Annotated in this window: 23 protein-coding genes; 14 read left to right on the top strand and 9 right to left on the bottom strand. The window is 67.6% G+C overall.

Annotation, left to right across the window (positions count from 1 at the left end; all coding sequences use genetic code 11):
• Window positions 1-175 precede the first annotated feature (175 nt).
• The gene (locus QQ657_RS10340) at window positions 176-961 is read left to right on the top strand and encodes a sigma-70 family RNA polymerase sigma factor (RefSeq protein ID WP_284741842.1); all 786 of its coding nucleotides are present in this window, start codon (window positions 176-178) and stop codon (window positions 959-961) included.
• Between the two features lie 163 nt (window positions 962-1,124).
• Window positions 1,125-1,346, top strand: a complete 222-nt coding sequence (locus QQ657_RS10335; protein ID WP_284741841.1) for a hypothetical protein — start codon at window positions 1,125-1,127, stop codon at window positions 1,344-1,346.
• A gap of 29 nt (window positions 1,347-1,375) precedes the next feature.
• Here the strand turns inward: QQ657_RS10335 and QQ657_RS10330 are convergent, their stop codons facing one another.
• The 3 genes from QQ657_RS10330 to QQ657_RS10320 all read right to left on the bottom strand — a co-directional run bounded on the left by QQ657_RS10330 (window position 1,376) and on the right by QQ657_RS10320 (window position 4,373).
• Entirely contained in the window at window positions 1,376-2,242 is an 867-nt protein-coding gene (locus QQ657_RS10330) for a hypothetical protein (protein ID WP_284741840.1), read from the bottom strand.
• A gap of 504 nt (window positions 2,243-2,746) precedes the next feature.
• Window positions 2,747-3,541, bottom strand: coding sequence for a hypothetical protein (locus QQ657_RS10325; protein ID WP_284741839.1), 795 nt, complete (start codon window positions 3,539-3,541; stop codon window positions 2,747-2,749).
• Window positions 3,542-3,545: 4 nt separating this feature from the next.
• The gene (locus QQ657_RS10320; RefSeq protein ID WP_284741838.1) at window positions 3,546-4,373 is read right to left on the bottom strand and encodes a hypothetical protein; all 828 of its coding nucleotides are present in this window, start codon (window positions 4,371-4,373) and stop codon (window positions 3,546-3,548) included.
• 386 nt (window positions 4,374-4,759) lie between these two features.
• Between QQ657_RS10320 and QQ657_RS10315 the strand changes: the two genes are divergently transcribed.
• The 5 genes from QQ657_RS10315 to mihF all read left to right on the top strand — a co-directional run bounded on the left by QQ657_RS10315 (window position 4,760) and on the right by mihF (window position 6,594).
• Entirely contained in the window at window positions 4,760-4,960 is a 201-nt protein-coding gene (locus tag QQ657_RS10315; RefSeq protein ID WP_284741837.1) for a hypothetical protein, read from the top strand.
• Window positions 4,960-5,319 carry a hypothetical protein gene (locus QQ657_RS10310; RefSeq protein ID WP_284741836.1) on the top strand — a complete coding sequence of 120 codons (360 nt, stop codon included), beginning with the start codon at window positions 4,960-4,962 and terminating at the stop codon, window positions 5,317-5,319. The genes QQ657_RS10315 and QQ657_RS10310 overlap by 1 nt, the downstream gene beginning before the upstream one ends.
• A gap of 69 nt (window positions 5,320-5,388) precedes the next feature.
• On the top strand, window positions 5,389-5,859 hold the full coding sequence (locus QQ657_RS10305) for a hypothetical protein (RefSeq protein ID WP_284741835.1): 471 nt from the start codon (window positions 5,389-5,391) through the stop codon (window positions 5,857-5,859).
• Complete coding sequence (locus tag QQ657_RS10300) at window positions 5,856-6,170, top strand: hypothetical protein (RefSeq protein WP_284741834.1); 315 nt, start codon at window positions 5,856-5,858, stop codon at window positions 6,168-6,170. Before QQ657_RS10305 ends, QQ657_RS10300 begins: the two co-directional genes overlap by 4 nt.
• 112 nt (window positions 6,171-6,282) lie before the next feature.
• Window positions 6,283-6,594, top strand: coding sequence for an integration host factor, actinobacterial type (mihF, locus tag QQ657_RS10295; RefSeq protein WP_284741833.1), 312 nt, complete (start codon window positions 6,283-6,285; stop codon window positions 6,592-6,594).
• Between the two features lie 113 nt (window positions 6,595-6,707).
• On the opposite strand, the gene QQ657_RS10290 is transcribed toward mihF, so the two are convergent.
• Window positions 6,708-7,184, bottom strand: a complete 477-nt coding sequence (locus QQ657_RS10290) for a GNAT family N-acetyltransferase (protein WP_284741832.1) — start codon at window positions 7,182-7,184, stop codon at window positions 6,708-6,710.
• Window positions 7,181-10,300, bottom strand: a complete 3,120-nt coding sequence (locus QQ657_RS10285; protein ID WP_284741831.1) for an orotidine 5'-phosphate decarboxylase / HUMPS family protein — start codon at window positions 10,298-10,300, stop codon at window positions 7,181-7,183. The genes QQ657_RS10290 and QQ657_RS10285 overlap by 4 nt, the downstream gene beginning before the upstream one ends.
• 869 nt (window positions 10,301-11,169) lie before the next feature.
• On the opposite strand from QQ657_RS10285, the gene QQ657_RS10280 reads away from it, so the two are divergent.
• From QQ657_RS10280 to QQ657_RS10250, 7 genes are all read left to right on the top strand, one after another.
• Window positions 11,170-12,216, top strand: coding sequence for a hydroxymethylglutaryl-CoA lyase-like TIM-barrel protein (locus QQ657_RS10280; RefSeq protein ID WP_284741830.1), 1,047 nt, complete (start codon window positions 11,170-11,172; stop codon window positions 12,214-12,216).
• Window positions 12,217-12,218: 2 nt separating this feature from the next.
• Window positions 12,219-13,259 carry a pyridoxal phosphate-dependent aminotransferase gene (locus QQ657_RS10275; RefSeq protein WP_284741829.1) on the top strand — a complete coding sequence of 347 codons (1,041 nt, stop codon included), beginning with the start codon at window positions 12,219-12,221 and terminating at the stop codon, window positions 13,257-13,259.
• Between the two features lie 25 nt (window positions 13,260-13,284).
• Complete coding sequence (locus tag QQ657_RS10270; RefSeq protein ID WP_284741828.1) at window positions 13,285-14,685, top strand: cation:proton antiporter domain-containing protein; 1,401 nt, start codon at window positions 13,285-13,287, stop codon at window positions 14,683-14,685.
• A 42-nt stretch (window positions 14,686-14,727) separates the two neighbouring features.
• The gene (locus QQ657_RS10265) at window positions 14,728-15,660 is read left to right on the top strand and encodes an endonuclease/exonuclease/phosphatase family protein (RefSeq protein WP_284741827.1); all 933 of its coding nucleotides are present in this window, start codon (window positions 14,728-14,730) and stop codon (window positions 15,658-15,660) included.
• Window positions 15,661-15,785: 125 nt separating this feature from the next.
• Window positions 15,786-16,445 (top strand): hypothetical protein, encoded by a 660-nt coding sequence (locus QQ657_RS10260; protein WP_284741826.1) that lies wholly within the window; start codon window positions 15,786-15,788, stop codon window positions 16,443-16,445.
• The gene (locus QQ657_RS10255; protein WP_284741825.1) at window positions 16,442-17,371 is read left to right on the top strand and encodes a hypothetical protein; all 930 of its coding nucleotides are present in this window, start codon (window positions 16,442-16,444) and stop codon (window positions 17,369-17,371) included. The genes QQ657_RS10260 and QQ657_RS10255 overlap by 4 nt, the downstream gene beginning before the upstream one ends.
• 467 nt (window positions 17,372-17,838) lie before the next feature.
• Window positions 17,839-21,165 (top strand): DEAD/DEAH box helicase, encoded by a 3,327-nt coding sequence (locus QQ657_RS10250; protein WP_284741824.1) that lies wholly within the window; start codon window positions 17,839-17,841, stop codon window positions 21,163-21,165.
• Window positions 21,166-21,709: 544 nt separating this feature from the next.
• On the opposite strand, the gene QQ657_RS10245 is transcribed toward QQ657_RS10250, so the two are convergent.
• The 4 genes from QQ657_RS10245 to QQ657_RS10230 all read right to left on the bottom strand — a co-directional run bounded on the left by QQ657_RS10245 (window position 21,710) and on the right by QQ657_RS10230 (window position 26,048).
• A complete protein-coding gene (locus QQ657_RS10245; protein ID WP_284741823.1) occupies window positions 21,710-22,336 on the bottom strand; it encodes a hypothetical protein in 627 nt (208 codons plus the stop codon).
• Window positions 22,337-22,375: 39 nt separating this feature from the next.
• On the bottom strand, window positions 22,376-23,785 hold the full coding sequence (locus QQ657_RS10240; RefSeq protein WP_284741822.1) for a DUF5005 domain-containing protein: 1,410 nt from the start codon (window positions 23,783-23,785) through the stop codon (window positions 22,376-22,378).
• Between the two features lie 164 nt (window positions 23,786-23,949).
• The gene (locus tag QQ657_RS10235; protein ID WP_284741821.1) at window positions 23,950-25,032 is read right to left on the bottom strand and encodes a DUF5005 domain-containing protein; all 1,083 of its coding nucleotides are present in this window, start codon (window positions 25,030-25,032) and stop codon (window positions 23,950-23,952) included.
• Window positions 25,033-25,064: 32 nt separating this feature from the next.
• Window positions 25,065-26,048, bottom strand: a complete 984-nt coding sequence (locus QQ657_RS10230; RefSeq protein ID WP_284741820.1) for a DUF4365 domain-containing protein — start codon at window positions 26,046-26,048, stop codon at window positions 25,065-25,067.
• Window positions 26,049-26,245: the final 197 nt, after the last annotated feature.

The following is a 26,245-nucleotide window of genomic DNA, read 5'->3' as shown; positions in this document are numbered from 1 at the left end:
GTCCCGCTCCCCGGCACCCGCGTTACTGCAAATGGATGACGAGGTGAGCGAAGGTCTAGGCAGAACCCCACGCAGTAACGTTACTGTAGGGGCGTTACTGGCGATGGTGATCGGGTGAACCACCCGACGACGGCTGGTGACCGGTACTGGCTCACAGGACGGGGAGGCGCGACCAATGCCCGACACCGCCGCGACCGCGAAGGTCGTCTTCGGCAAGCCGCTGCAGCTGGACAAGGCCCGCGACGACGCGGACCTGATCGCCGCGGTCCGCCGCGGCAAGATCGAGGCGTTCGGCGAGCTCTACGCCCGCCACGAGACCGCCGCGAGCTTCCTCGCCCGCCAGTTGTCGAGCTCACACGCCGTCGCCGAGGACCTGGTCCAGGAAGCGTTCGAGAAGATCCTCGACCTCTTGTGTATCGGCAAAGGACCTGACTCCGCGTTCCGTTCCTACCTGCTGACCACGCTGCGGCATTGCGCCTACGACCATGCCCGCAAGCGCAAGAAAGTTGAGCCGGTCGGCGACTTCAGCGACCGGCTGGGGCACCGCGACGAGCTGATCGTGCATTTCCGCGATACCGAACTCGCCAGCCTCGAGGAACGCCTGGCGGCCAAGGCTTTCGCGCTTCTCCCCGATCGCTGGCGCACTGTGCTGCTTCTGCGTGAGATCGAGCAGCTCACCCCGGCCGAGATCGCGCCGATGATGAACATGACCTCGGACAGCGTCTCGGCCTTGCTGTACCGGGCCCGCCGGGGACTACGTGATGCGTTTCTGCAGGTCCACGTCGAGCGGGCGGCCGAGGGGACCGGGTGCCAGGACGTCGTCGACAACCTCGGCAAGTGGACTCGCGAGCATCTGCCCTCCCAGGAGTCGGCGAAAGTCGAGTGGCATCTGGATCAATGCGCGCGGTGCTCTGCGCTGGCTCGCGAATTCGCTGATCTCAACGTCGGCATCCCCGCGTAGCAACGGGTTCTGCGTCACCTCGTGCTCCATCACTGCTCGAATCCCGTTCCCTCGAAGGACCCGTCGCATGTCCGCGCTCTTTCCCCGCCGCCGTCCCGGGTCTCATCTTCCCCCCGGGGCGTATAGGGGAACTCCCGCGGCACCGCTGAGCAGCGCGGCGGGGTTGTTCGAGCCCGCCACTCCGGTGCAACCGTCCACCGAGGTGAACACACCGCGGCACGTCACGCCGGATCCGGGACCGCCGACGCTCGTCATTCCGGTCGAGCGGCGGGAGGAGTTGCGGTGGCCGGAAGCCGATCAGGATCCCCCGTCGGCGCTGCGTACCGCCGGCGATGTGGCGTTTCGCAACCGCATTCTGGCGAATCTGCACCAGATCTGGAGGTAAGGGATGTGACCACCGACGACAAGCCGGGATCAGCGGAACGTGAACGCGCCGGCGCCTCCGGAGGCGTCGAGATTGGGGAACAGCGCGGGCAGTTCCTGTCCGAGGCGCTCCGCCAGCGTCGCGCCGTCACCGGCCTGCCATTCGTAGCGGGCGGACACCCCACCTGCCGCGGCACTGGTGCCGCTGGTGATCGAGGCTTTCCAGACGGGACTGTCCGGGCGTGGCAACAGCAGAACCGGAGATCCGGGGGTGTGCCCGAAACGGGTCATGTCCCGCCCGGCGGGAGTCGTCCACCATTCGGCCGAGGCCACAACGCCCACGTTGAGAACCAGCCAGGGGCGCGGCGCGCATCCGACCGTCCGGTCCTTGGCCAACCACAACGCATAGTCGCCGGCGAGGTAGTCGTCGTCGGCGGCCCAGAAGTTCACCAGCGGGGCGCGCTGCTGGGCTCCATCGCTGCGCAGCCCGAGCAGCGTGTCTTCCACCGGGCGCAGCAGGTCCGCGTAGACCTCGCGCATCGCGTCGCTGACGGCAAGGCGGCGCGTGCGGTCGGGGTCGAGCCGGATGAACCAGTCTTCAACCCCATCGGGCAGCAGGCTGCGCAGATAGTCGGTCAGCGCAGCGACGGCGAACGGGACGTCGTTCTCGGTGCGCCGTCGATGTTCGGCCTGCGGTATGCGCACCTGCCAGCGGTAGTAGGTGCCCTCGGGTGTGAGGTCGTGAGAGTCGTCGTCGACACAACCGAGGTAGACGCAGCCGGCCGACTCGCACATCTCGATGAGCGCCTGCTCCGTGCGCGCGCCGATTCCCGGTTGGGTCAGCCGCGAGGGGTCTCTCGCTTCGATTCCCCAGACGATCCAGTCCGCGTCCAGCTCGGTTGTTACGTTGTCGACCACGATGTCAGTCTGACGGACGAGCTGGAGTTACTGCAGGTATACGTCCCCAACGGGCAAAAACTGGGGTCATGGACACCTGCGGATTCGGCTCCCCAACTCGTTATCCGCGCTGGTAAGGGCCTGATCGGCATCTTGCTCGGGGTGACGCAGTTCATATCGGCCGACCGACCGGTATCAGGTGCCGTGCGTCGCCTACCCCGAGTCCCGGTGCCTCAGGCCGCTGGCCTGGCGCAGTCACGGGGTCACGTTCCGCACATCATGCGGGACGGGACGGTCACCGCCCGCGCCGAAAGTCCGCGCGATGTGCGGCCGCAGGAAACTTCGAACGAGGGCGGCGCTGGCACGGCGGCGCTCTCGAACGGTGGCCGCCTGCGGGCGCGGACGCCGTGCCGGCGCGCGCCACGCACGCCGGGAGTCGTCCTGACGATTGGCAGAGGAGATCCGCGTTCCGATGCCACACATGCGGATAGCAAAGGAATGTCCACTATGGAAAAACTGGTCACGTCAGTTGATGAACCGCGCGAACGCGATGCTCTTGTCATCGTGGCGCTTGGCACGAGGCAGTTCGATCGCCGCCGGATCACGGCGAGCTTCCCAATTCTCGCATCGGCGCAGGATCCGCTGCAGCACGGCTGCGTCGCAGGACGCCAGACGCGGCCAGTCGTCGAGCCCGAGGTGCCGCATGGGTTTGTAGGCACCGTCGGTGGCCAGCCCGGCCCAAGGAACATCGTCGAGCCGGAAGCGGCGGGTGAGGGCATGGCACGCCGCTGCGGGATCCGCCTCGGCGATCCAGTATCCGCCCGCTCGGTTGCGCCGGGCGGCTTGCTGGGTCTGCAGCTCGCGCAGGATGGAGCGGTGAGTCTCGTCGAATCCGGTGCCATGCGCGAGGCGCTTCCGGTAGCGCCTGCCGGGCTCGAGATCGAGCTGGCTCAGCCTCGGGTCGGTCAGCGTTGCCCCGGGCAAGACAACGAGGTTGTCACCCAGCAGAAGGACGTCGAGCCAGCCGTCATGGGCACGCAGGATGGTGACCGTGCTGGAGGGGGATCGTCCGGGGCGGAGATCCAGCCGCCCGGCGACGTCGTGGATGGCCGCGGCGAGGAGTTCGACCAGATCGTCGCCCGGCGTGCGGACGAGTTCCCGCGTGAGGCGGGTGGCAAGTTCGTCGGCGTAGACCGCTGGCGCTACTGGCACGGGCACGAACGCCGAGGCACCATCGAGCATGATCACGGCGTTGTCGGTGGTGGCGATCTTGTCGTCGCTGGCGTGGATCGCGGGAAGCTGGCAGGTGACGGTGTCCACGCGCTCACCAGGTGAAGGGGCCGGCGACGAGTTCGCTGGCTGTGACGTGCCGATCGTCGAGGACGCAGCGAATCACCATCGAGCAGGACGTGTCGTCGGTGAGAGTGAACAGTGCCGCGAGGTTGTTGGTCAGATAGTGCGCGGCGCCGAGCGACCCGATGGTGTGAATTCCGGCGATGTGCACGACCACCCGACCTTCTCGGATCTGACGGGCGACGTAGGCGACGTCGCCAGCCTGAGGCGACGATTCGTCGGCCGGCGACCCGTGTCGCGTACCCGTGACGACCTCTTCAATCCACCATCGGGATCCGTGCTGGGTCATCCGCAGGGCCGGATCGGCCTCGAGCAGCGAGGCGCCAATCGGCGCCGACTTCGGGCCGCAGACGACCACGGCGTCGCCGTCGGGAAGAGTCTCCCGATCGGGCTCGATCTGATGGCGAGTAGTCACGAAGGCCATCGCGCTGAGCAGTTCGGCCAGCTGGTCGGCGGTCTCGGCGTCCTCCGCGGCGATCAGCGGCCGTTCCCGGTCCGTGGTCTGGTACCGGTACGGCACGCCGATGCTGACCGGACCGTGCCCGAAGAACAGGCGTTCGACCACAGGGGCCTTCTTCATCAGCTGCGACAGCCGACTCTTGGTCAGCCCGATCTTCGGGGCGATGTCGGTGTCCTTCATGTCGAGCTCGCTGCGGGCGCAGTCGATCGCGTGCCGCCGGATGCGAGCAAGCTCGACGGCGAGCTGGTTGTACTGCTCGATCAGTTCGGTCGCCCGGCGGCCGCGGCGAAGCGGATCAGGGTCACGTCGCAGATCATCGAAGTCACGGTCGGCGCTCACCCCCGAGAGTTTAGACCCCTTGACTGCGCTGGTCAGCACGGCCTAGCATCCAGTTAATACCCCTAAACTTCGTCTCCGGATGAAGACCTCGTCAAGAGTTGAGGGGTATCAACTTTCTTGGGAGAGGTCACCACATGGCACGCACGCGGCGCTCAGGTCGGCACGCCGGGCCGTCTGCTGCGCCGTGCTGCGCGGAAGCAACCGCTCACCGCACCCACTCCCACCCCAAGCAGGTGCTCCGCGCCGGAGCGCCGTGACGACGACGCGGTCCCGGGCGGTCACCAACGCCCGGGGCAGCGCAGGCGGCCGCCACAGTCCGGCGTTTCCCCGATCCGGCGCGGAGCACCACCCGACCACAACCGACAACCACGAGGAGCTGGTCCTCCATGGCTCAGACCACTGCCGCAACACCCACCAGGCCTGTCCCCGTCGTGCGGCTGGGGGTGCGCTTCACGGTCGGCGGTCACAGCTGCGCGACCTGGAAGCCGGCCGACAAGGCCTACGAGTGCACTCACGGGTTCGTCATGTGGCGATCGCAGGTCGCCGAGTCCTACGACCCGGAGTCCACACAGGACGGTGCCGAGTGATGACCGCAACCGACGATGCCACAACAGATGCCGCCGTGGAGCGGGCCAGGGTCCTGCTCGTCTGCAGTGTCCTTGCCGAGCACTTCAGCCCCTTGGCCCTGCGCGACATGGAAATCCCCGAGTTCCGGATCACGCACACCGTCGCCATCGAATTGCGCGACGTACAGCCGGACTACGTGTTCGGCTGGCGAAGCCGCGTCACGGCGTGGTCGGTCAGGTGGGACGCGGCCCGGCTCGCGACCGCGAGGTACTTCCCGGATCTTCCTGGTGCGAAAGAGGTCCCGGAGATATACGCCCTGGACGGCCTTGACCTCAGCGACGCCGAGCGGGCGCAACTCGCAGCGCCATTGCCGCTCTAGACCGCCCATGCCGTGCAACCCGACTCCCCACGCTGCTCCGGCTGCGCCCGCGAGCAACACTCCTGGGGCGTGGCCGCCACCAACGCCGCGCTTGAGCTCCCCGCCGGAGCCGTGCGCCTGACCTGGCGAACCTGCGCCTGCCCACGCTGCGCGTGCCGCCACGTCGAGCTGACCCTTTCCGCTGCCGCACGGGCCACGCCCGCGCACGCCAAGACCGACCACATCCCCACCGAATACCTGTCCCTGGCCGGATTCGTGGATGCCAAGGAGATCACCGACATCATGCAGACACCCACGGTGCCGAAATACCTGCTTCCGGAAGACGCTTTCCGCGCCAGCGGGCTGCGCACCTACATTCCCCCGGCAGTTCCGCTAGCCCCCAGCGTTGAACCGCTCGTCCGGGACCAGGGCCCTCCGCCCGATCTCCAGCGCCCGCAGATCCCGTTCATGGAGCGGGTCCTCGAGAGATTGCGCGAGTGGCCTGCCACCGGTCCGGGCGACATCCCGCCGCCCCATCCGCCCCAGAAACCACCGACGTGAGCCGGCCGCGAGTCGCCCCGACGCTGCCGCAGATCGGCACGCTGGTGACAGCGATCTTCGAGGACCACACCGTCCAGGGCAAAGTCATGCACTACGAGCACCACAGCCTCGCGCAGAGCACCTTCCCGGTGGCCTTCGGACCGCGCTGGCGGACGATGACCACCGACTCCATCACTGAACTGCCGAACCAGCCACCCGGTCGCCGGCCGCCGCCTCTGACCGGTGAGTGCCGCAGGGCTGCGAAGAATTCCGCAGACGACGGTGCGGATCCGGCAATCGTGGCACCGGCCGCGCGATTGACCGCGGCGTAGAGCCGCTCCCCCGGCGCCCTGTCGCATGAACCAAGCCCCATGGTCCACGATGGTGAGACCCTCTCCGCCGCGCCAACACGACGTGGCACCGACCGAAAGGATCAGCTTCCCCATGGCACTGCCCACCTTGACTCCCGAGCAACGACAGGCCGCGCTGGAGGTGGCCAAGGTGGCTCGCACCGCGCGCGCGGCAATGCTGATCGCGCTGAAGTCGGGCCAGATAACGCTCGCCGACGTGTTCAAGAAGGCGGAAGACGACATCGTCACCCAGAAGACCAAGGTCTTCGCCGTGCTGAAAGCGCTGCCGGGCATCGGTGACGTTCGCGCCGGCGAGCTGATGAAGAAGATCGACATCGCGGACACGCGTCGGATCAGAGGGCTCGGTGAGCGGCAGCGGCGCGAGCTGATCGAGGTAGTCGGATAGCCCCGCTGACGGAGCAGACCACGCGCGTCCGCTCCTGGACCGAACTGACCGAGGCCGGGCCGACCGAGTTGCACACGGCGGGCCCGGCCTCTTGTCGTCGCTGCGCGGGTCGTTTAAGGCAGGTCCAGCTGGTAGACGGCGCGGTCCTTGCCGGGCCCCTTGTAGTTCGAGGTGACCGAGACACCGTCGACGTCCCGGTCGCCGGGGACGTTGACGAAGCCAAGCGCCTGCCAGGTCGCCTGGGCCGCGATGTTGTCCGGCTCGGAGGTGAGATACAGGCGGGAGCAGCCCCAGCTGATCGCCTGGTCCCGCACGGCCGCGATGAGGGCCTTCGACACGCCCTGCTGCCGGTAATCCGGGTGGGTCATCACGTCCTGGACGTAGATGTCGCGCGGGTCTTCCTGGCTGCGGAAGGCCATGACCGCGCCGGCGACGTCGTCCCCGACCAGCGCCACCGGGCACGTCGAGGCGAACAAGGTGGCATAGCCCCAGTAGTCGGAGTAGGTGCGTGCGCGGATGTACGGCTCGCCGAGTTCCATCAGAGCGATGACCTGCGGAATGAGCTCCTGACGCAGTGGCGTGATCTTCATCGGCTTCCTTCGTCGTGATCGCGGACCGATTCGGCGATGCGGCGGGCAGCGCCGCCAGGGTCGACCGCGTCGGCGACGCTGCGGCCGACGATGAGTATGTCCCAGTCCCGGCTGGTGATGATCGTCTGGTCGGCGGCGCTGAACCCGCCGGACACCGCGACCGGAAGCTGGGTCCAGCCACGGATGGACCGGGCGGTCGCCAGGGAGTGCCGGCTGCCGATGCCGACGTCGATGTTGGTGGTGACCGTGAATCCGTCGACGCCGGCGCGTTCCATCGCCGCGACCCACGGCTGGGTAAGTAGCGCGGTGGGCGCGTCCAGGACGATGGGGACGCCGAGCCGGTGCCCAGCCTCCACCGCGGCCGCCACGCTGGCGATCGTGGCCGGGCCGATCAGCTGGACAACGTCCGCGCCCGCCTCGGCCGCCAGCACGACCTGGTCGCGGCCCCAGTCCGCGGACATCATCTCCGCGACTACCAGCACGTCCGGAATCTCTCGTTTCACCCGCTCCACGGCCCGCAGTCCCACGCGCTTGATCAGCGGATCTCCCACCTCGACGAAGTCGACGCCCGCTTGCCCCGCCGCGCGGGCGACGATGAGCGCGTCGTCCAGGTCGTGCATATCGAGCGCCACCTGCAGCGAGCGGTGGCCGCGGCGGCGCCGGAAGGATTCCCGGTACATCCGCGGGTCGTCCAATCCACCCGGTTTCGGATCGGCCGCCACCGGTTCGTCGAGGGCTGCCGCCTCGCGCACCACCAGCCAGTTCGGGCTCCGACGCGCGATCTCGACGACAGCGGTGAACACGGGCTTGGGCAGGCTGGTCCACCCGGTGCGGGTTTCCCGCAGCATCGCGAACAACGCCTGCCCCGTGGCGGCCGAGTCGTCGACGGCGTCATGAGGTCCGTGGGTCAGGCGCAGTCGCTGGAGCATCGGCCGCACGTGGGCTGGACAGCGGGCCCAGCTGGGTTCCGCCGCGATGGCCGCCGCCGCGGTGTCGGCGAGTTCGGCGAGGATCCGCGGGGGGCGGGGTGCCGTGAGCAGGTCGTGCAGCACTCGCTCGCGCACGTGCCAGTTCTCGTCGGTCAGCAAGGTGGTGAGGTAGCGGCGCGCGGGTGCCGGGGTGACCCGGTGCAGGCTGAGCGCCGCCGCGGCACGCACCTTGTAGTCGGCGTCGGCGACGAGGCGGTCCATGACGGTACGGCTGGTTCCAGTCGGGGGAGAGTGCTCGTCGCGGAGTGCTTCGGCGAGACCGGCGCGCACCCGCCAGCTTTCGTGCTCGAGCAGGCGCTCCAATGCGCCGCTGGTCACGCTGTCGTCGCCGATGAACAGGAAGTAGTAACGGGCGAAGAAGATGGATTCCGCGCCCATGTCGAGGTCGGCGAGGTCGAGCAGGATCCGCACGGCCGCCGCATCGAGGTTCAGCTCGATGAAGGTCATCACTGCGCGCCAGATCGCGGCGCCGAACCGGCGCAGCAGGCTCAGCAGCCACTGTGGGCAGTCGCTTCCCAGTGCGGGATAAACCGCGGAGGTCGCGAGAAGCGCTCGGGCCAGTTCCAGGGCGGTGTCTTGGTCGCAACGCTGGGCGCAGGCGCGCAGGACGTCGGGGGTGGCGAACCTGCCGCTGTCTCCGGCGATGGACAGCATGAGCGGCAGGGTCGTGCCGGTCGCGATGGTCGGGGACATCGCGGCGAGACCGAGCAGGTCCCGGTCGACGTCATCGAGGCAGTGGATCACGAGCTCGAAGAGGGTGCGGGCGGCAGCGGAGTGCACTGCCTGATCGGCCAGGTGGTTGAGCGCTCCGACCGTGGGAACCAATCGGCCGCGATCACGCAGCAGCCCCGCGATGCGGGTGGCGAGAAAATATTCACGCAGGACGTCGTGGGTGAATTCGACACGGCCCGCCGGGGTGCGCACCAGTACCGCCGACGAGATCCGGCCGTGCTCGTCCCGGTGGGTGTCGTGATCGTCCCTGAGCGCGCCGACGGTCAGTCCAGCCGGGACGAGGTCGGCGGTCTGGCGGGCGGCGATGTCGGACAACTCGGCGATCACCGACTCGCTGTCCTGGCCTTCGGCGCGCAGGATCGCGTGCACGCAGTGGTCGATGAGCCGGTAGGCGTTGCCGTCCGCGGCGGCCGTCCCGTCCCCGGAGGTCAGCACCAGCTGCATGTAAAGCGGGAGCCGTGTCAGCTGCTGGACCGACGCGGGAAGGTGCTCGAACGGCGGGCCGTCGCCGGCGCGGGCCGAGTTCCAGATCTGCCGGGCCGTGACCGTGTCCCAGGGGCCGAGCAGATGCTGCGGTCCCTGGTCCCTGCCAGACGGCGGGTCGAAAATGGCGGCGTTGAGCACCGGGTGGGCCCTGGTCTCCACGGCCGGCGGGGTGCGCAGGACCAGCAAGAACCGCAGCCAGCCCGTAGTCACCTGGCGAAGGATGGTGTCGAGCTGGCGACCAACCCGATCGAACTGGCTCTGGGAGCTGATGCCGTCGATCACAACGAGGCAAGGCCGGCGCAGCCGAGCGCTTTCGGCCTCCAGCGTCAGCAGCGCGTCGTTCTCCTTCGGCACGGAGCTGTAGCGCAGGATCTCGACGGCCAGATCCAGGCTGCCAATTTCCCATGATCCGACCGTGTGGAGCTGGAAGTCGGCTGCCCCGGCGAGCTCGGTCACGAGCTGGTAGACGAGCCGGGTCTTGCCGACCCCCGCTGGGCCGGCCAGGAGATACACCCGAGCGGAGGAGCGCAGAAAGTCGCGCACGCGGCCGGTGACACCGTCGGGCGCCTGGTAGTCCAGGCTGCGGGCGAACTGGGTCCGCAGCTGCGGAAGCAGGTCTCGTGTCCGCGCGGACGAACTGGTGCCGAGAGTGTCGGAGTCCATCTCGTCCTCGTCCGCCTTCAAGGCTTGTTCGAAGCGCCCCCGAACGTCTTCGGGAGCGAGTGCGAGATCGGCGTCGAGCACTTCCTGGGTGTTCTGGCGCAGGTTGGCGTCCGATCCGCGTGCTTCCCAGTACGACACCGCGGCGGCGGTGTAGCCGAGGTGTTTGGCGAACTGGCGAACCCCCATCCGCCGGGCGTTGCGCAGTGCCCGTGCCTCCCGGCCGGACCACTTGACAACCGGTATCACCAGCACGTTCCTTCGCAGTCGACGGTGGGACGGGCGTTCGCGACGTCCCAGCGTAGCGACCTTCCCACTCGCTGTGTCTCCACCGCGCCGCAGCCGGACTTGACGCCATTGGGACGGGCCTTGACACCAACCGCTGTCGCGCCGCGGAGATCCGTTGCAGGGTAGAAGCCGCACGAACACCACGCGGTGCCCGTCCAGGCGGAACCGCACGCACAGCGGCCGCCCGAGGTGCCCCCCGATCCCCGGGCGGCCGCTGTGCTCCGCTGGCCCGCAGCAGGAAGGCGTGACGACGTGAGGAAGCCGGAACATCGGCAGGCGCACCGCCACCAGGGATCGCCGTCACGCCATGACTGGCCGACAGCCCCGGCAGACCTCGTGGAACGGCTCCACGGGTGCGCGGCCCCGTTCGCCATGGATTCACCGGGAGTGGAATTGACTGTGTAGCGCCACGCCACAAAAATTGGTGAACGGCAATCGTGGCCGTAACACCATCCGTAGCTCGTGCGACTTCCCGACACCACGACCACGCACCAGCAACGCGCAAGCGAACGACAGAAACGTTGCTGGACAAGCGAACCGATCAGGTGGAGTTGCGTTCGGCACGCCGTTTCCGAGCTGCGACCCCATGATCCACAGCGAGATGGTGGCCCACGGAAAAGAATCGGAAGCCCGGCCCTACCAGGGTTTGTCCGAGTTTCCGTTTCCCGACGCGGGCGCCATCTCGCTGTGCCGCGCTGGGACTGGTGGGGCAAGGGCGACTTTCAGGCGGCACTCGAACTCTCAGCCTGGCTTGGACACCGGAAACCGGAACTCGAGACCCTCTACCGCTTCGCCGCCATCCGCCGTCATGACCACAGTCCGAGGATCTGATGTACGACGAGTTCGCCCACCCGCTGCGGTGCCGCACCGACTTCATGGGCACCTTGCTCGACGTCACCTTACGTGACGGCGGAGCTGACGCCGGCTTCCGCTGGCCTGCAGATGTCTACAGCACGGTGCCGGCAGCGCTCTCCTCACTCGGCGTGGACATGGTCGACCTCGGCTACCTCGGCGGTACTCCGCCGGGGCACTCCACGACCGTCCCCGATGTCGGCAGCTTCCTGACCCCGGACGACGTCGCCGCCGCCCGGCATCCCGGCTTGCGGCTGGCAGCGACGGTGCACCCCCGAACACTCGAGCAGGTGCTGGACTTCGCGCCGTACGTGCAGGCCGGGCTGGCCACGCTGCGGCTGGAATATCACCCGGCCTGGCTCTCGAGCATCGTGGTGCTGGCTGCGCGGGCGCGCGAGGCCGGGCTTACCACCACGGTCTCGGTCACCCTTGCCTCCCGATACACCATCTCCGAGTTGTGCCGCCACAGCGAATCCATCCAGGCGCAGGCAAGCCCCGACGTTCTCTTCGTCGCCGACACCTGCGGGGCGCTGCTGCCCTATCAAGTCGAGGAGCTCGTGAACCGGCTGACCGAGCACCTCGACGCCGAGCTCGGGTTCCATGCCCGCAACCCCCTGAGCCTCGCCTACGCCAACGCGCTGGCCGCCGTGGACGCCGGCGCCACCCACATCGACTGCGCCCTGCTCGGCCTGGGGCCCGGGGCCGGCAACCTCGCCACCGAGCTGGTGCTGCTGCACCATCGCCTGCCTGGACATCCGGCGCCAGCCACGCTCCCAGGCTTCTTGGCGAGCCGGAATCGGCTGGGCACGGTCACAGGACGTCCGCCGGGGACCCTCGTGCCCGCGGCCTGCGCGGCGCTGAACTTGACCCCGGTGGAAGAGCAGGCCCTGCGGCAGTTCGCCGACGACGAGCACATCGACGTCGAACTCGCCGCGTTGTGGCTGGTGACAGTCCATGCCCAGCTGGCTTCGCTGCGCCCGGACGACCTGCACGCAGCGTGGCAAGCCGGGCATCCGGAGCGCTGAGCATGCACACCTGCATCAGTAATCGCGCCGCCGCGGTGGTGACCTACGACTACGACGATGTCGTCCCCGCCGGTCAGCTCGACCTGCGCGGGGACAACTCGCCCCCGCTGGCCACCGCCGTCCCGATGCTGGCGCAACCCGGCCTGAGCGCCGACGAGCTCAGCTCCTACGGCGGGGTCGCCGGCGATCCCGAACTGCGCGCGATCCTCGGCGCCCTGATCGGGGTGACCGGCGATCAGGTCCTGGTGACCACCGGTGGCAGCGAAGCACTGTTCCTGGCCTTGACCTGCGTCGCAGATCCCGGTGACACCGTCTTGCTGCCGCGGCCGGCCTTCCCCGGCTTCGAGCAGCTGGCACGGCTCGTCGGCCTGCGGGTGGTGCACTACGACGTCCCCGGCGTCCCGCCCCGCCGCCGGGCGGGCGAACCGGTCGTCGTGTGCACCCCTCACAACCCGACCGGGATCATCACCACGCCCGGCATCTCCGTGCGGGACGACGGCTGGACCGTTTGGGACATCTCCCACATGTCGCTGGCCGGCAGGCGCATCGCGGATCTCACCGCCGAACTCGCCGCCCACGACATCCTCGTCTTCAGCCTGTCCAAGCTGCTGCGCCTGCCTGGCGCGCGCGTCGGCTGCCTGGTGGCCACCGACCCCGCGATGCTCGCCGCGGCCACGCGGGTCAAAACGCACCTGTCGATGTCGAGCAGCCGTCCCGGCCAGCACCTGGCGAAGCGGATCCTGTCCAACCCAGCCACTCAGGACGAACTCGATACCCGGATCGCCAGGTTCGATGACCTGCGCGGGGAACTGCTCGACGCCGTCGCCGCATCCCGCGGCCTGATCGCCGTCGCCGCCGCTGATGGCACGTACGTGTTCGTGCGCACCCGCGATGGATCCGACGCCTGGCAGCGGCTAGCCGACGCGGGCGTCGTCGGCATGCCGGGAGTCGTGTTCAACAGCGCACCCGACACGGTCCGCCTCTGCATCGCCCAGTCCGACCAGATCGTCCGCGAAGCGGCACGGCGGGTGAAGTCGCTGTGATAACAGGGATAAGCGAGGGAACGTCATGACCGCCACCCGCACTGGACGAGTCAGCGGTACCCGCACGGTCGTGATCTATCTGAGCCTGGTCGTCCTGCCCGCGGCGGCCGCCACCGCACTGCTTATTGCGGTCGGCGGCGGGAAAGGCCGGGCCATGTCGATCGCGGCGACCGTGCACCCGTATGCGCGGCTGTTCTTGGCGATCGCGCTGATCGTAGTCGTGTGCAAGGCAGTCGGAACGCTCGTCGCGAAGGTGGGGCAGCCAGCGGTTGTCGGTGAGATCGCTGCGGGAATCCTGCTCGGCCCGACGCTACTGAGCTCGGTGTCTCCAGCGGCACGGCAGTGGCTGATCCCGGATCCCACGCTCGCCCAGTTGCAGGTACTCGCCCAGATCGGCGTGGTGCTGTTCGTGTTCCTCGCCGGGCTCGAACTCGACGTCGCCCGCCTCCGTGGCCGCGGGCGCCTCGCGCTCGTGGTCAGCCACGTCAGCATCGCGGCGCCGTTCCTGCTCGGTGTGCTGCTCGCCATTGCCGCCTTCGCCCGGTTCTCCCCGCCTGGGCTCGGGTTCCTCCCGTTCGCGTTGTTCCTCGGGGTCGCGTTGAGCATCACCGCGCTGCCGGTGCTTGCGCGGATCTTGCTGGACCTGGGGATGTACCACCAGCAGATCGGGGCGCTCGTGATGACCTGCGCGCTGGTAGACGACGTAACCGCCTGGATTCTGCTGGCCTTGGTCGTCGCCGTGGCCACCGCGTCGTCGGTGCTGGGAGTGCTGGTGACCATCGTGCTCACCGCCGCCTTCGCCGGCGTGCTGTGGGCGTTGCGTCCGACGCTGGGCCGGCTGCTCGGCGCGGACGGCGCCCCCGGCGAACGCGGGGCGCTGCACCTGGTCCTCGTCGGGGTTCTAGTGGCCGCGACCTGCACCGAGTGGATCGGTGTGCACGCGATTTTCGGCGCGTTCCTGTTCGGACTTGCACTGCCAGGTGAGTCCGTCGTCGCCAAACGGGTGACGTCGATGATCGGCGGCGTGACGAAGACCCTGCTGCTCCCCCTGTTCTTCGCGATCAGCGGGCTGAGCACCGACCTGCGGCTGCTCGGCATTGACGGCAGTCTCTGGGGATGGTGTGTTCTGGTCGTCGCGGTCGCGGTCCTCGGCAAGTTCGGCGGGGCCGTGCTCAGCGCCCGCGCGATGGGCGCTCCGGCGCGGACGGCCGGACAGATCGGTGCGCTGATGAACTGCCGTGGCCTGACCGAGCTGGTCGTGCTCGACGTTGGGCGCCAGCTGGGCATTCTAAGCCCGGCGTTGTTCGCGATCCTGGTGCTGATGACGCTGGTGACGACCGCAATGGCAGTGCCGCTGGTGAAGCTGTTCCGACGAGGTGAACAGCGTGATGCTCTCGACATTCATCTGGGTCAACCCGGCTGTTGACGGATCCGTCGACACCGACCGAACAAGGGTGGGGAACCAAACGTGCAGGAAGATCGTACGACCGCGACAGTGCTCAGCTGGAACGTGGCCGAGTACATCCGGCCAGGCAAAGCAGCAGAACGTGCACCGCTGGTCGAACAGGTGCTACGTGACGAGCGCCCGTCGGTGGCGTTGCTGCAGGAGATCTACGCTCCCGATCGGGCAGAGCTGATGACCCGGGTCCGGTCTCTGGCACGGGAAACCGGCTTGGAGTGCGAGTACGAGCCCGGAAACGTCGCCGCCGCCTACGGCTCCCACGACATGCACGCCGCAGTCCTGTGGGACCCCGAGCGGGTCTCTCCCGTGGAAGGAACCTGGCGTTTCTACGGCCACGGCGAACTCTGGCACGCGATGGTCGTCGGCACACTAGAGATTGACGGCATCGAAGTCTCGGTCGCCAGCTATCAGGCCCCGTCCTTGGGAAAAAGCACACGCGTCAACGAGTCCGAGCGACTCGTGCTGGCGGCGACGAGCGGCTACACGCGAGACGCGTTGATCTTCTGCGGCGACTTCAACAGCCTGTCCAACGCCCGCACCACGGCCGGGGAGTTCTACGACCCCGAGCCGTACACGGGCAAAGACCCCGATCCGCAGCAGGTGTTCCAGTGTCTCTGGGACGAGGACCCGGCCACCGGCGAGATCATCAACGTTCGCGCCGACCGGCGCCCCGCGCAGTCCCTCTCCTACGGGGGTCTGCTGCACGACGCCGCCGCAGCCCTCGGCGGGACCTGGGAGCCGACAATCGGACACTGGTACCCCGACGGGCCGCACGGGCTCCGGCGGATCGATCTGGCCTGGGTGAGCACCGCGGTCTTGCCCGCGATCGTCGGCTGCTCCCCCGTCGTCACCGACGTTGCGCGCAAGGCATCGGACCACCTTCCGCTCAGGACGGTCGTGAATGTGCCGGAACTGCGCACCCGGCTCGCGAGCCGCTGACGAACCCATCACTGGGATGTAAGTCCACTGAGGACACGAGCCGCCGTGCTGGCCAAAGGCGAGTCCCTCCAGTTATTGATCATCGACGTCATCGCACCTACCGACGAACAGGGATCCGTACTGCAGTGAAAAGCGCATTCCAGCCCGAGCGGCTGTGGCCGCGGGGGCATCGAGAGCTGAACCTGCTCGTCACGCCCGACCTCCACCGCGATGACGATCTCGCGATCATGCTCACCCGAATCCGCACGCTCTTGAAGCAACATCCGGCCACCGACCGGCCTGTCCCCGACGAATGGGTTCACCTGACCGTGCAGTCGATCAACCACGGGCTCGCCCGTGAGCCTGTCGGGCCGGCGGCCCGGACGAGGCTGATCGAGGAGCTGGCAGGCCTGTTCGCCTCGCTGCCCTCGTTCAGTCTGCTGCTCGGCTCCCTCCTGGCCTACAACACAGGTGTCCTCGCCGACGTCCACTACGACGAGCCGTTCAACGATCTTGTGAACCGTGCCCGCACGATCATCGCCACGATATGCGGGCAGGACTCGATCGGCCACGACTCCACCCCTGGGCACATGGCCCTCGCCTACGCACACGGAGAACAGGAAACCGATACCCTGCAACGCCAATTGCGGCGAATCCGGCCCAGTCACGCGACGCTGACAGTCGACTCGATCGTCTTGGCCGAGGTCCAGCAGGACCCGGCCCAGTGCGTGTACCGATGGAACGTCCTCCACCGGTTCCCCCTTGCCATTCCCGTGCGCGACAACAGGACGGTGAACACCCGGTGACGACGATCGACCTGGCATACTTCAACTTCGAGCACGGTGGCTTGATCGGGGGCGGTGCCCGCGGCGGCGGCTCCGGCTACGACTTCACCGGCCTCGTGCGAGTCATGGGTGAGGACGACCGCTGGCCGAACTTGTTCGTGATGGGCGAAGGCGATCGCTACGAATTCAACGGCGGTGAGGGCAAATGGGGCGCTGTAGCGGCGATGCGAGCCGCCGGTGGCCGCCCATACGTGCCACTCCCTTGCGAACTTCCCCGTCAATGGGGCCCGTTCGCCCCGGTCATCTTCTACGACGCGCAAACGGTCGTGGTGAGCCGCTTCTACGACCATCGGGCACCGGACTTCGCCGCAAGGAATTCCAACCTGGTGACGATCAGGCCCGTGACCGGCGGCGACGAGCTGTACGTGACGACCACGCACGGCGATCTCAACGACCCGGCCTTGCGTGAGTCCGACGCCAAAGCGATGCGCTGGCTCGCCAATCCCACCGTGCTGTCCGCGATCCTCGCGGACTGGAACGAGGTCCTGTCCGGCCCCCACCACGAGCCGCAGGATCTCGACGCGCCTCACTACGACAAACCGCACCAGATCTTGTACCGCCTGCGCAGAGGCCTGGACGGCAGACCCGTCGAGCCGCGCCGACTCGAAACACGGGCGATGGACTACCTCTGCGGCTGGTGGGACGAGCAGCGCGATGAGCGCGTCGGCGGCGTGGGGTTCCACGACGCGGCCGAGCTCGCCGGCATCTACACGGGCACCAACCTGCCCAAGCCGTCCGGACGGCAGTGCACCCAGATCGACCACATCCTGCTCAACACGCCGCTGGCGGCGCGCGTGGTTCCCGGTTCCACCCGGATCCACGAGCCGCTTGATCCGGCGAAGCCGGACTCCGACCACAAGCGCATCTCCGTGACGGTGGATCTCTAACGTCAGACGCCCGGCAACGATCCGGCTGGCCGGACTCGCCTTTTCACCCTGCAGCGCGTTGCGGTGGAACTCGCCGAGGCAGAGGAGTAGCGTCCGCTGTGCGTGATCGTTCCCGTGCCAGCCGGGCTGAGCCGATCTTCCTGCGCAAGCAGGCTTGATTGAGAGGTCATCGATCACGCGACGAGCAGACCGCTGGTTTCAGGTTCTGCACGCACACACGCGCGCCCCCGGCTACTCCCCCCTCGGCCGGGGGCGGCGCCTTGTCCTCACCCGGCGCTGAAGCCGCCAGCGGAGCACCTGGTCGCCGCGCACCCCGCCGCGACCAGGCCTTATTACCGGTGTCCCAGTGCCTGGCAACTACGGTGACAGTAACATCGCACAACGCGGCGTTACTGTCACCGGACCGGTACGAGCCACGGGAGTTCGGCAGCCGTTCGGGGTTACTGATTACGGGAGGGATTCGCACCATGGGGGAAAGCCTCGCCCGGTCGCCGAAGCTCTGGCCGCACCAGGTCGAGGCGTTGACGTCGGTCAGGAGCGCGATCGCCCGGGGTGGGCGGACAACCCTGGTCGGCGCCTGCGGGATCGGCAAAACCCGGATCGGCGGCGCGCTCGTCGCCGACCTCCGCGCGCGACGTCAGGCCCTGGTGGTGCTGCCGACGATCGAATTGCTGGTGCAGACACTGCGGGCCTACCGCGATGTCGGTGACGGACCGCTCGGAACCGTCGTGGCGGTGTGCAGCGACCTCACGATCGCCGAGATGGAGCTGATCGCCGGCGAACCCGACGTCGTGGTCACCACCACCGCCGACGTCCTGGCCGGCGCGCTGGTCGGCCGCGGCCGCGCCACCGTGCTCTCGACGTACATGTCGATGCGGGTCGTCGCGGCCGCACACGCCAACCACGGGCTCGGCCCCTGGGACATGGTCATTATCGACGAAGCGCACCGGACCACCGGACACGCGGCCGGGCCGTGGAAGGTGGTGCACCACAACGAGCTCGTTCCAGCGAAGCGACGCGTGTACATGACCGCCACGCCGCGGGTCGCGACTTCCTCGGCCGAGAACGTCGTGTCCATGGACGACACGCGCATCTTCGGTGAGGTCTCCTACCGCTTGCCGTTCTCCCGCGCGATCGACCTGGGGCTGCTCGCGGACTACCGCGTCGTGGTTCCGGTTGTGACCTCGGAGGAAATCCACCACCTGACCACCGACGAAGGCCTATCCATGACCTTAGGCGGGTCGGCGGTGGCGCCCGGCGTCCTCGCGGGGCAGATCGCCGTCCTGCGCTCGATGACCGAATACGGCGTCCGGCGCGCTATCTCGTTCCACAACCGGGTCGCCGACGCGAAACTGTGGGCGCACACGCTTCCCGCGACCGCGAAACTCATGCCTTCGGGCCCGATCGAGCTGTGGGCCGGGCATGTATCCGGGGTGCAGCCACCACCATTGCGGCGGCGCATCATCAACCGGCTTGCCGACCCCGGCGACGAGATCGCCGTCGTCTCCAACGCGCGGGTCCTCACCGAAGGCGTCGACGTTCCCGCCGTCGACGCCATCGTCTTCTCCCGTCCGCGGACGTCGGCGATCGACACGATCCAGGCCGTCGGCCGTGCGCTGCGGACCGGGGGGCGCAGCGGGAAGGTCGCCACGATCGTCGTGCCGTTGCTGCTGGGCTCCGGCGAGAGTCCCGAGGCCGCGCTGGAAGGGTCGACCTGGGAGCCGGTCTGGCAGGTAGTTCGCGCTTTGCGCGACCACGACGACCGGCTCGACGAGTACCTCCGCCTCCGGCGCACCGCGCTCGGCGAGGGACGTGAGCTGGAACCCGACCGCGAGGTCAAGCTCCCGCCGTGGTTGCAGATCCGCGGTGTCGCCATCCCGGACGAGTTCGCTGAGTCGATCACCATCCGCACGGTCCGCGCCACCACCGTGAGCTGGGACGAGTACTTCGGTGCGGTCCGTGCGTACTTTCACCTCAACGGCCACGCCAACGTTCCCGTCAACTGGGTGAGCCCAGGTGGGCTGCGGGTTGGCAGTTGGTTGACCACCCAGCGCAGGTATCGACGCGATGGAAGCCTTCGCCCGGAACGGGAAGCCGCGCTCGACAGCGTCAACATCGTCTGGGACATCCTCGACGCGATCTGGACGACCGCTCTTGGTCACGTTCGAGCGTTCCACAAGATTCACGGGCACATCGACATCCCGGTGAAGACGGTCGCCGAGGACGGCTACCGAATCGGAACGTGGCTCGGGTGGCAACGGAAGTTCTACAAGCAGGGTGCTCTCACCAAGGAACGAATCCAGGCACTCGAGCAGCTCGGCATCACCTGGAATCTGGGCGAGGACAAGTGGACACGAGCCTGGGACGCCGGCATCGAGGCTGCGCAACGCTACCGGGACGAGCATGGCGATCTGGAAGTCCCCCACAACCACATCGCGGCCAATGGCCACAAGCTCGGCATCTGGCTCGGCAAGCAGCGCCAGGACTACGCGAAAGGCAAACTCAGCGCGGAGCGGATCACGGCCCTGGCCGAGATCGGCATGGTGTGGGTCAAGCTGGACCACGTCTGGCAACAGGCATACAAACACGCATGCGCCTACCGCGAACGCAACGGTCACCTCGACGTCCCCAGCGCCTGGAAGACGACCGACGGATTCTCCCTGGGAACCTGGATTCTCAACCAGCGCAAGAAGCATCGCGAGGGAACCCTTCTCGCGGATCAGGTCCGCGCGCTCGAGGACATCGGGATCGTGTGGAGCATCCACGACGCGAAGTGGAACCGCGGCTACGAAGAAGCCCGGGACTACTTTGACCGCAACAAAGACCTGCGTGTCCACTACAAATGGGTCGCACCGTCCGGCTTCAAACTCGGCGCATGGATCGCCGATCAGCGCAAGGCTCACGGTGCCGAATCACTGGCACAGGCCCGGATCGAGAAGCTCAACGCGATCGGGATGTACTGGAAGGTGCCCGACGAAACCTGGCAGACAGCCTACGATGAACTGAAGTCGTACCGCGACGAGTACGGGAACATGTTTCTTCCCAACGGTTTTATGTCGCTGACGGGCATCAATCTCTACGCTTGGTGCCAGAACCAGCGCGGCTACCGGAACAACGGAAGCTTGTCTGCCGAGCGGATCGCGTTACTCAACAAGATCGGCTTCCTATGGGATCTCGAGCAGGAGAAGAAAGCTCGCGACCGCGAACTGTGGATGCGCCGCTACAACGAGGTGTCCGCCGCTATGGGCGAGAAGAAGCACCCGAGCCGACTGCCATCCGGACGTTCGACCGAGCGAACCTGGCTGGACAACCAGGCGGTGGCGTATCGCAAAGGCAACCTGGACCCCGAACGACGTGAACTGCTGGAGGCCATCGGGGTCACCACGGATCAGAAATGGGCTACATGGCTTGCCAACTACGAGGAACTGGATGCCTTCCGCCGGGAGGAAGGCCACTTCAAGGTCCCCGAAGACTACCGCACCGTCGATGACGTCGCGCTCGCGTCCTGGAAGAACCGGCAACGATCGTTCCGCAACCTGGGCAAGCTCGGCGACAAGGAAATCGCGCTCCTGAACAAGATCGGCTTCCCATGGGACCCGTACGCCGAGACGTGGGACAAGCGTTACGCCGAGGCGGCCAGCTTCAAGAAGCGTCACGGCCACCTGCAGTTCCGCAACGGCAACGCGCTGCACAAGTGGCTGGCACGGCAGCGAAAGCTGCTCGCGGGTGACGCCCTGGAACAGGAAAGGATCGATCGACTGTGCGCCCTTGATGAGAACTGGGCCGACGAGTAGCCACAGCGGGTCGAGGATTTTGGCGCACCGGCCGCCGAGTGCCCCACCGGCGGCCGCGTGTTTGCCCGGATGAAGCCGTGGTACAGGCACTGGCGAGCTGCTGCGACATGCCGGTGCATTCCCGCACGATGGCGGAGGGGTGTTAACCATCTGGTCGGCTGAGCCGGCCCGCGCACCAGGCACCGGGATGTCGTTGTGCCGGGTCGTGACAGTTGATCAAGAAGAGGGAGACAAGTGGAGCGGTGTGTGTGTTCATGTATGGCTCCGAGCCGTGGCCGCCGGGGTTCACGACGCTCCAGCTGTACGCGCCGGTCGAACTTTCGGCGAACCCGGAGTTGGCCGAACTGCTGCCGAAGTGGCGCGCGGCGGTCGACGGCGCCCGGTCGGCTTGGTGCAGGACAAAGGCCTCCACGTCACCCTGGCCATCTACAGCTGTCAAGACGTTTCGCAGGTAGGCGCACGTTTAGGTAGTCAGGCACATCAGACATGCGGCGGTCGTGCCCGTTGGCGATGCCGGGACAGCACTCGGCCCGGCACGCCAACGTCAGTCGGCGCGCAGCGGGATCGACGGGGCGATCGGCTTCCAGCCGAGTTCCTTGGTCACGTTGTCCGGGCGGACGTCGACCAATTCGACCGTGGTGATGGTCAACGGGACGACGGCGGGGTCGATTTGCCGAACCTTCCGTGACCACGGGTCGGTGTCGGTCGGCGTGTGGCAGTAGCCGAGGCTCATGTGCGGCTTCGCCTGGCGGAACGTGCACGCCGTGTCGCCACGAGCAGATCGGATGGTGTCACGGGCGGCCTGCTGCAACGTGCGCAGCGGGCCGGCGGGGCTGATGTCCATGATCGGCCCGACGGCGTAGGCGATGGGATAAGCGAAGCCGTGGTAGACGGGCATGTCGGCGAGCCGGGAACGAAGGGCATCCTCGAGGTCGTCCCGCTCGCTCTGCGTCAGATCCTCGATCACCTTGTCCGCGACTAGGTCGAGGGTCACATGCAGTCCGGGCGTGTCCAACATGGATACGGGAGCGCCGTCCATCGCGTCGCGAATCTTGTCCACCAGCGCCGCCGCTTCCGGGTTGATCGTCAGGTCGATCGGCGCGTAGACCTGAAGCACTCCTTTGCCGTCCGGCCAAGGCCGGTCGCCGAACTCGTACTCGTGCGGCTTCACAAAGTCCCCTCTCGTCGGGTGTCCGGGTGCTCGACAGTGTCAGTGCGGCTGACGGTCGCCGATCAGCGTGGTGAGCGGCACCCGCAACCAACGCCACCGGCATGTGGTCGGATCGGCCTGGGCGAGGTCGCGATGATTCACGCTGTAGTTGACCAGGACATCGCCCGTCCGGCCGGTCCAGATGCCGGGGTGGGGCTTGGCGTTGCAGGTGACCACGCCGCTGGTGGTCTCCGGCGTCCGGTACACCAGGGTCGGCGTGCTCCACGGTCCCCACGGCTGCGCGGCGCGGTAGGACACGATGTCCGGGCTGAATGGCTCACGGGCGTCGTGGGTGAGCAGCACCCAGCCGCCCCCGTTCCGGTCAGGCACGGGCAGGACGCCGAATTCGTTGGCCACACCGTGCAGCAGCCGGGAGGAGTCCGCGCTGTCGGCCGACCAGCGCTCGCCTTGCCAGAACTCCCATTTCGCTTCCGGGTCAGCTGGGCGGCGGGGCACGCGAGCCAGGTGCAGCCACTTCTCCGCGCCCAGATCTTCCACCCCGTACACCAGGACGTGCTCGCCGTACCGTTGCACGGCCACGCCCCACCGGATCGGACCTGGGTGCAAGTCGGTGACCTCGACCAGCGTGAGGTCGGGCAGCGTGAACCGGGCCAGCGCGGTGCCGGTGAACGCGGAGTCCGAGATCCCGGTGGCGACCTGGCGGTGGGCGAAGACGACCAGTTCGGTGCCTTCGGTGGTGGCCAGTCCGGCTCCAGGCCGGTACCAGCGCTGCCGACCATCCTCGTCCGGGCCGGGGGCGGGAATCATGTCGCCGCGCTGGCCATCGGGGCCGACGCTGCCGGTGTAGGTGGTGCGCGTGGTGCCGTCGTCGAGAACAAAGCTGTTGCGCACCATCATGTTCTCGTCCTGGCCGGTAGCGGGCAGGAAGGTGTCTCCGCAGATCCACAGCTCGCGGCGGCCAGGCAGCACCACGCTGTACCCGCCGTTCGACGCCAGCCATCCGGTGCGAGTGTCGGCATACTGGTGCCACTCTGATTCCCGCAGGTAGTCGCGTTGCAGACCACACCCGAGCGCGTCGAGGTCGATGTCGGGCAACGGCGGCGGTGTGAAGTCGGCCCAGTCGGTGCCGGTGCGTTCGTGCCAGGCGGTATGGACCTTCTCCTCGATGGCCGCGGGGTCTGACGAGCCCACCACCTGCGGAGCCAAGTTCGTCAGGGATCGGCGCAGCAGCGCCAGCCCGGCCTGCCGAGCGGCACCAGCATCCAGCAGCGGCAGCTCAATGATGTCGAAGGTGTTCGGGTCGTAGGTGTTCAGCACGAACAACTCGGCGGCCGACCGGTCAACGCAGGCAGCCCGGAGACGTCCGCTGACGTGGAAGACCAGGCAGATCGACTCACCGGCCGGAGCTGTGCTCGCTCCGGCCGGAGTTGGGTGATGATCGTTCGCCATGGACTCGTCCTTCACTCGCCGCCGACAGAGGTGCCTTGGTTGTAAGGATGCATCGCGAGCGGATCTGCGGCACCTCCGGGCAACGGTAGTGCCCCACGGCTCCTCGGCTCCCGGCAGCAACGCCGCGTCGTTAGACTCAGGGAACGACGACTCGGCGGCCTTGCTCAGAAGTCGGAGAGCGCCTGGGTGCCGAGCTGAACACGGCGGAACCGAGGCCGGAAGAGAGATTCATCCGCGAGGACTTCCGAGAGGCGCCCGTTCACGTTGTAGGCCAGCAGGTAGCTCTGGCCGGCCAGGTGCAGGAACGACGGGTTGTAGGCGTAGCGGGTGCCCTTGTTCTCCGGTGGATCGAGGACGAGCTGTGGTCCCGCCCATGGCCCTGCCGGGTGCGGTGCGCGGTAGGCGACGATCGGCCAGGAGCCGTGGGGCCGGGTGGTGTCGGAGGTGACCAGCAGCCATCCACCATCATCGGCGTCGCGCAGGGGCAGGACATTGAACTCGTTGCTCACCCCGGTCAGCAGTCGCGCCGCGTCGCCGGGCTGAGTCGACCAGCTGCCGTCCGCAGTGCGGTACCGCCAGGCACGGCCTGGCCGGACGGCTGTCGTCGTGGCGAGCAGCAGGTGCTTGTTCTCGCCCTCGTCGGCGACGCCGTAGACCAGAAGGTCATCGCCTTCGCGGTGGGCCGCCGCACCCCACTGCACGCCGGTGCCGTCCGTGATGGGTGTCCTGCTGATCACGTGCAGGTCGGGAAGGGACAGTTCGACGAGGACTGTCTGGGTCCAGGCGAAGTCCCATTCCGCTTTCTGCTCGTCGGGGACGGTGGCCTGGTACTCCTGGTAAAACACCCACAGCCGATGCTGGTCGGTGGGCGTGCCGGGGTCGTCGATTGCAATGCCGTGTCCGGTCCACAGCCATCGCGACAGGCCGTCGGGCCCGGTCGTGTTGTGCGGGCTGACGAGGGCGCCGGGTTCGGCGGGGGTGCCGCCGAGGACTGTTCGCAGTTCGCCGCGGGCGATGTCTTCGACCACGATGCAGTTGTTGACCATACTGCCGCCGGTGAGCAGTGTGTCCGAGAACAGCCACAGGCGTTCGCGGCCGCCGGCGAGTTCGACGGCGTAGGCCGAGTCTCCTCCGCACCAGCCGGATTTCGTCGCGGCCAGCACGGCGAACCGGTGCGCGAGAGGATGTGGCGCGGGATCGACGGCGATGTTCAGCCCTGCGGAGGCGCCCGGCGCATCGGAGTTCACGTCTCATCATGGCGGACCGGAATCGCCGCGTCCTATGAGGGCTTGGTGATCAATTGAGGATCCCCATGGGTGGCGAAGTCGTGAACGAGCAGGAAGGCCGTGCCAAGGGCGTTGAGACTGAGTTCGAGACGCCAGTAGGCGATTTCCCCATCGTCGGTGTAGGGCCTCAAACCGGGTAGTACCACTCTGCCCTGCTGCCAATCACGGAAACTTTCCCCGGAGTGCCGGTCGCCTTCGTTGTCGTAGCGGACGCACTCCTGTTCGTAGAGATCGAATTCCGCGTTGTCGTAGGTGTACTCGTGTAAGGAGACGTCGGCCCAGGCGAAGAGCCGGGGCACCGCTTCGTCGTAGCCGCGGCTGCCGAGGCCGACTTCCCAGTCGGCCAACCACTCGGGTTCGTCACTGTCGTCGACGATGGAGCTGAGGGTGATCGAGCCGCGTCCCGACGACTTGTGCATCCACTCGTCGATACTCACGAGGAGTCGTTGTCCGGATGTCAGCAACTGCATCCACGGCTGGGCGAGCTGCAGTTCGCGCACGCGCAGCACGTAGGGGTCGCCGTCGGCAAGGGCGCGCAGCTGCTGCCGAGCCGTGGAGTCCAGGATGTTGTTCTCCGGGACCCGTAGTTTCCATCCGCCTCGGGAGCTTTTCTCCAAAGTGTCGCGTGTGACGATCTGCCAGTGGATGCGTTCGGTCTCGGGGTTCACCAGCACGACGACGACGGGGAGGACGTGGTTGGTCCAGTACTTCACGTGTGCGTCGCTGGGCCGGAACCACCAGCCGTTGCCGTCGGGAACAGGCTGGTCGAAGAAGCTCAGGCCCGACTTGATCTGCACCGCCAGCAGCCTGGGGATGACTTCGCTGTTTTCAACGATCTCGACGTGCGCGTCTATGCCGACGTCGTTGACTGGCTGCTCACGGAACAGCCAGCGGAGGTGCTTGCTCACGGCCAGGGCGACGAGTTCGACGCCGATGCGTTCCGTCGCGGCTGACTGCGGTCGCTGCATCCGTTCCATCCGTCCGTGAGCTGCGGGAACTCATCGTAGAGGGGCCGTCTCAACCAGGGCCGGGCAGGCGATGAGTGATTGCTCGCGGCCGGGTTCTTCTCGCCTCGCCCGCGTGCGTCGGCCATCGCGCAGTTCGCCCCGGTTCGCGCCGGTGCTCGACGTGGCCGGTCAGACCTGACAGATCGGCATCGCGAACCTCGCAGACG

The organism is Amycolatopsis ponsaeliensis, from assembly GCF_030182635.1.
In the GTDB taxonomy this organism is placed as follows: domain Bacteria; phylum Actinomycetota; class Actinomycetes; order Mycobacteriales; family Pseudonocardiaceae; genus Amycolatopsis; species Amycolatopsis ponsaeliensis.
The sequence above is the reverse complement of the archived record's forward strand: the minus strand, read 5'-3'. Positions and strand labels throughout refer to the sequence as shown.

Excerpts from the sequence above, each read along its gene's own strand:
- QQ657_RS10340 (WP_284741842.1), top strand. The coding sequence starts at position 176 with ATGCCCGACACCGCCGCGACCGCGAAGGTCGTCTTCGGCAAGCCGCTG.
- QQ657_RS10315 (WP_284741837.1), top strand. The coding sequence starts at position 4,760 with ATGGCTCAGACCACTGCCGCAACACCCACCAGGCCTGTCCCCGTCGTG.
- QQ657_RS10310 (WP_284741836.1), top strand. The coding sequence starts at position 4,960 with ATGACCGCAACCGACGATGCCACAACAGATGCCGCCGTGGAGCGGGCC.
- mihF (WP_284741833.1), top strand. The coding sequence starts at position 6,283 with ATGGCACTGCCCACCTTGACTCCCGAGCAACGACAGGCCGCGCTGGAG.
- QQ657_RS10290 (WP_284741832.1), bottom strand. The coding sequence starts at position 7,184 with ATGAAGATCACGCCACTGCGTCAGGAGCTCATTCCGCAGGTCATCGCT.
- QQ657_RS10280 (WP_284741830.1), top strand. The coding sequence starts at position 11,170 with ATGTACGACGAGTTCGCCCACCCGCTGCGGTGCCGCACCGACTTCATG.
- QQ657_RS10275 (WP_284741829.1), top strand. The coding sequence starts at position 12,219 with ATGCACACCTGCATCAGTAATCGCGCCGCCGCGGTGGTGACCTACGAC.
- QQ657_RS10270 (WP_284741828.1), top strand. The coding sequence starts at position 13,285 with ATGACCGCCACCCGCACTGGACGAGTCAGCGGTACCCGCACGGTCGTG.
- QQ657_RS10250 (WP_284741824.1), top strand. The coding sequence starts at position 17,839 with ATGGGGGAAAGCCTCGCCCGGTCGCCGAAGCTCTGGCCGCACCAGGTC.
- QQ657_RS10240 (WP_284741822.1), bottom strand. The coding sequence starts at position 23,785 with ATGGCGAACGATCATCACCCAACTCCGGCCGGAGCGAGCACAGCTCCG.
- QQ657_RS10230 (WP_284741820.1), bottom strand. The coding sequence starts at position 26,048 with ATGGAACGGATGCAGCGACCGCAGTCAGCCGCGACGGAACGCATCGGC.